General features: G+C 43.7%; 4 protein-coding genes and 3 pseudogenes. 5 read left to right on the top strand and 2 right to left on the bottom strand.

Going from position 1 to position 3,737, the window contains the following annotated elements:
- Positions 1 to 111: pseudogene (locus tag HC752_RS25525) on the top strand (IS982 family transposase); the annotation flags it as partial.
- Between the two features lie 211 nt (positions 112 to 322).
- Here HC752_RS25525 and HC752_RS23710 read toward each other — a convergent pair.
- The gene (locus HC752_RS23710) at positions 323 to 898 is read right to left on the bottom strand and encodes a plasmid pRiA4b ORF-3 family protein (protein ID WP_190337657.1); all 576 of its coding nucleotides are present in this window, start codon (positions 896 to 898) and stop codon (positions 323 to 325) included.
- A 98-nt stretch (positions 899 to 996) separates the two neighbouring features.
- Here HC752_RS23710 and HC752_RS23715 point away from each other — a divergent pair.
- The 3 genes and pseudogenes from HC752_RS23715 to HC752_RS23725 all read left to right on the top strand — a co-directional run.
- A pseudogene (locus HC752_RS23715) lies at positions 997 to 1,230 on the top strand (ATP-binding protein); the annotation flags it as partial.
- A 213-nt stretch (positions 1,231 to 1,443) separates the two neighbouring features.
- Positions 1,444 to 1,806 (top strand): Rieske (2Fe-2S) protein, encoded by a 363-nt coding sequence (locus HC752_RS23720; RefSeq protein ID WP_190337658.1) that lies wholly within the window; start codon positions 1,444 to 1,446, stop codon positions 1,804 to 1,806.
- Positions 1,803 to 2,570, top strand: a complete 768-nt coding sequence (locus HC752_RS23725; protein ID WP_190337659.1) for a 4'-phosphopantetheinyl transferase family protein — start codon at positions 1,803 to 1,805, stop codon at positions 2,568 to 2,570. The genes HC752_RS23720 and HC752_RS23725 overlap by 4 nt, the downstream gene beginning before the upstream one ends.
- A 252-nt stretch (positions 2,571 to 2,822) precedes the next feature.
- Here the strand turns inward: HC752_RS23725 and HC752_RS23730 are convergent, their stop codons facing one another.
- Positions 2,823 to 3,545 carry a hypothetical protein gene (locus tag HC752_RS23730; protein WP_190337660.1) on the bottom strand — a complete coding sequence of 241 codons (723 nt, stop codon included), beginning with the start codon at positions 3,543 to 3,545 and terminating at the stop codon, positions 2,823 to 2,825.
- 101 nt (positions 3,546 to 3,646) lie between these two features.
- On the opposite strand from HC752_RS23730, the pseudogene HC752_RS23735 reads away from it, so the two are divergent.
- Positions 3,647 to 3,737 (top strand): annotated as a pseudogene (locus tag HC752_RS23735) (IS982 family transposase); the annotation flags it as partial.

Genomic DNA, 3,737 nt, shown 5'->3' on the forward strand with positions numbered 1-3,737 from the left:
AACTTAGTCGGTGGTCTTATCGCTTATTGCTTGAAAGATGACAAACCAAGTTTGAATCTAACAGCCCAAGAGTCTGAACTGTTAGATATACATGGCATCGTGGTCGCTTAACCAGATCTCAGGTTACTTAAGGCGTAATACCTCTTTGATTTTGTTCATTGGAGTTCTTTTTCTTAGCCATTATCGCTTCCTTAGGTTCTTGTTTAAGAAGTAAAGAATAGCGAGCTATTGATTTAAAAGAGAAAAAGGAAGGGTTTCGGGCATTCCGAAATGGCTGTTCGGTATGCTCCGAAATACGCAGAATGTCCATCACGCGTAAATATCAGCCAAACCCGTCATGTAAAGACGGTTTTCCTGCGTCTAATTTGACCATATCATGATTCACTTGATTGCGATTAAAGCGCACCGCATTTAACGCCTCGACGTAAGGGCGAAGCGCTCCGACCGTCGTAGTTTTGTTGCTTTTTGTAACGCCTTTCAATAGTGCCATCATTTTTTGATAAGCATCGTACTCGGTCGCGCCTGGCATCCCGTTGCCACTCAGGCAGAAGGGAGCCCGTTTGCGTGAAGGCATTTCGTCAATGGCTTCGATGCGAATGTCATGCAACCAGTGTTCAAAGAAGTTATATTCGTAAGTGAACCGATCACCGACATCAAATTTGAAGTCATCAATGTACACTTTGTTAGCATTGTCACTGAATGATAAGCCTCCACTGTAGCTGATACCATAATCTTTGCCATAGATATGAAATTGATGAAGGTGCTCATCATCCCAGCCCTGGGTAATTTGGATGATATAATGCAGACTGGCCAGTGAGGTATTGCCGGCAATTCGAAGTCGGCGCCATATCATCGGGCTCACTCCACACAGCGCCACTTTGATGGAATAGATTTTCATTGTTAGAAATATCCTAGATAAGGCATGTGCTGAGTATCTCTGACAATATCTAAACAGAAAGTCTACAAGGAAATGCCCCCACATTTTTATGCTCTCCAGAATCAAAACTTCTTTTTGAAGTCATAGCTAAGCGTTATGAAAAAGGCTCAGTAATACTTACAAGCAATTTACCGTTTGGGCAATGGGGTCAAACATTCGCAAACGATACAGCGTTGACCTCAGCCATGTTGGATAGGGTTTTACATCACTCACATATTTTACAATTTAAGGGAGAAAGCTACCGAATTAGAGAAAAGAAACAGGCTGGTTTGATGGATCAATCATCAAAATAGGTGGATCAATTTTCAGTTGTTGTTGACAACTTGAATGTAGTATTAGGTAAGGGATTACGCTATGCTGGAGTCTATCGCTCGCAGTCCCCCTAAGTATGATGTCAGGCTTTAAACAGGCCGCTCTCACGACATCTAATATACATACGCCATGTATTTTGCAATGAGTGATTGTTCTGACAAGAACCAGACATTAAGTATTGGAAGGATGAAACCATGACATTAGCTCAAGGACGCTATCATATAGCCACAACAGAAGACCAGCTTAAAGAAGGAAAGAGCATGGCACTTAAAATCAATGGGTACAATGTCCTATTGTGCAAATTCGAAGGTCAATATTACGCGTTTAAAAATAGCTGCCCCCACCAAAGCCGGCCAATGACAAATGCCAAAGTCAAAGCTGGAAAACTGATCTGTCCGTTGCATGGGGCGAAATTTAACTTATCAGATGGCGCATCTTTGGGATCGCTCACCAAGCGTCCACTCACAAGTTATGATATCTTGGTCGAAAACAACGAAGTACATATCAAGCTCCCGTGTGAAATAGAAACCGTCTCCTTGCTAATGGGCTCGGTATGACTCCACATCATCCGGTACTACCGCTTTGGATTGCAAAAGATGAGCAGATCACGTGTCCTGAGTTATTAGACCAATATAAATTAATGCTCAGTGATGAAGAGCGAGCACACTACCTGCGGTTCATCTACGATGGCCATCGGCATCAATATTTAGTTACCCGCGCACTCGTTAGATGCACTTTATCCCGATACTGCCCAGGTATTGCGCCACATCAATGGCAGTTCAAAAAGAATCGCTTTGGCAAACCAGCCATTGTGAACCGGCTCAATGCACCGCTTTACTTTAACCTATCCCACACCAAAGGGGCTGTGGTGTTGGCTGTAAATTATGTAGGTGAAGTAGGGGTAGACATTGAGTGGATACAGAGGCGAGAGAAAATCACTGAAATCGCGACGCATTACTTTACACAACACGAAATTAAAACCTTGCAAGCCATGGACCCCGTAACGCAGCGCCATCACTTTTATCAGCTATGGACGTTAAAAGAGGCATATATCAAAGCGTGCGGGCAGGGGATGTCGCTCCCCCTAAATCAGTTTTATTTTCAATTTTTAAAACAGCATATTCATGTATGTCATACCAAACCAAGCTCCTTGGTAAGCGAAAATTATCAATTTTTGCAGTTTCAATTAGGCACAGAGTATCAAGGTGCCTTGGCTATCCAGTGCACAACTCGTGACTTTTCTTCTCCCGCTATACAGTTTAGACATGTCGTGCCATTGCGCACGGAGCAAAACGATACGCACGTAGAAATGAGCCGTTAATAGGGCCATAACGACTATGCGTTATGACCCTATCTGTTTAATGCCCCCAACGAAACCAATCGAAGCCATCTGGTAGACCATCGGTATCTCTATCAATTCCGATCCGATAACCCGATCCCGGCGGCACAGCTGTGAAAGTCACAGGTCCATGGCACAATCTAAATACTAGGCCAAGTGTCAGTAGTGGGAACCCTCTGTTAGAGGTAAATAAGCCGTACTGATTGTACAAAAAACCTCGCGGCTTGCCGTGCACTAAGTACTTTGCCACCACATCAGCTTCGACCGTTTCACCACCGAGTGTTTTAGAGACACACTTTTCTCTAGCTCGTTTGAGTAGTAGCTTAACCCGCTCAAAGCCTGTATCTGTATAGTGGTTGAGTGTGATCTGCTGCCCCATAATCGGTGCCAAGTCCCAGGGAAAACGAACATATATTGTTCAGTGTCTAGTCGCTGTTGTGTCGTTTGAAATCCAGTGCCTTTGCCTGAATCAAAGAAACGACTGGAGCCAAAAAAGTTCCCGATAGTATCAACACCACCGTCTTTCAAAAAGCCAAACCCTTTGATCTGATCGCCTTTGAAGTCAAATACACTGGGGTCGGGTACCGTGTGCATATTCACATCTTCATTGGGCACAATGCCAAATGCACCTACCCGATTTGCCAAGTTGCGCAAGTGGGGGATCTTCAATATTTGCGGATCCTCTATGTTCTGCCTGCCATTGGTGCCAAAAAAACCTTTTTCTGGTTCCAATGCGTGACATCCTTCGCAACTAAACCCACCGACAAAGTCCATCCCAGTAGATTGATTCAGTAAAATATTATCTAACTCGGACAAAAATACCGCGCGTCGTGTGACTGTTATCTCTGTACCATCAGGCATGGTGACATCTTCTTTGAGACCAAAAAAGAAGTCTCTGCCATTTTGTTGTGATGGCGTTAAGCTATTGTCTAGGTTTCTAACCGGGTTTGGTGGCATAAAAAGTGCCTTTGTAAATGCCCAAAACTCCAGCATTTGCGATTTTGACAGCGGCTCGACCATGCCATTGACTAAATATATAAGATCTCAAAGGAACGAGCATGGATAAGTTAATAGAAACATTTTGTGATGTCGATGATTTTTGCCAGATGTTCATTCCGCAATGGCAACAACAACTTATTGAAAGTGGGG

Origin of the sequence: Vibrio sp. S9_S30 (genome assembly GCF_014694455.1) — a bacterium.
Taxonomy (GTDB): domain Bacteria; phylum Pseudomonadota; class Gammaproteobacteria; order Enterobacterales; family Vibrionaceae; genus Vibrio.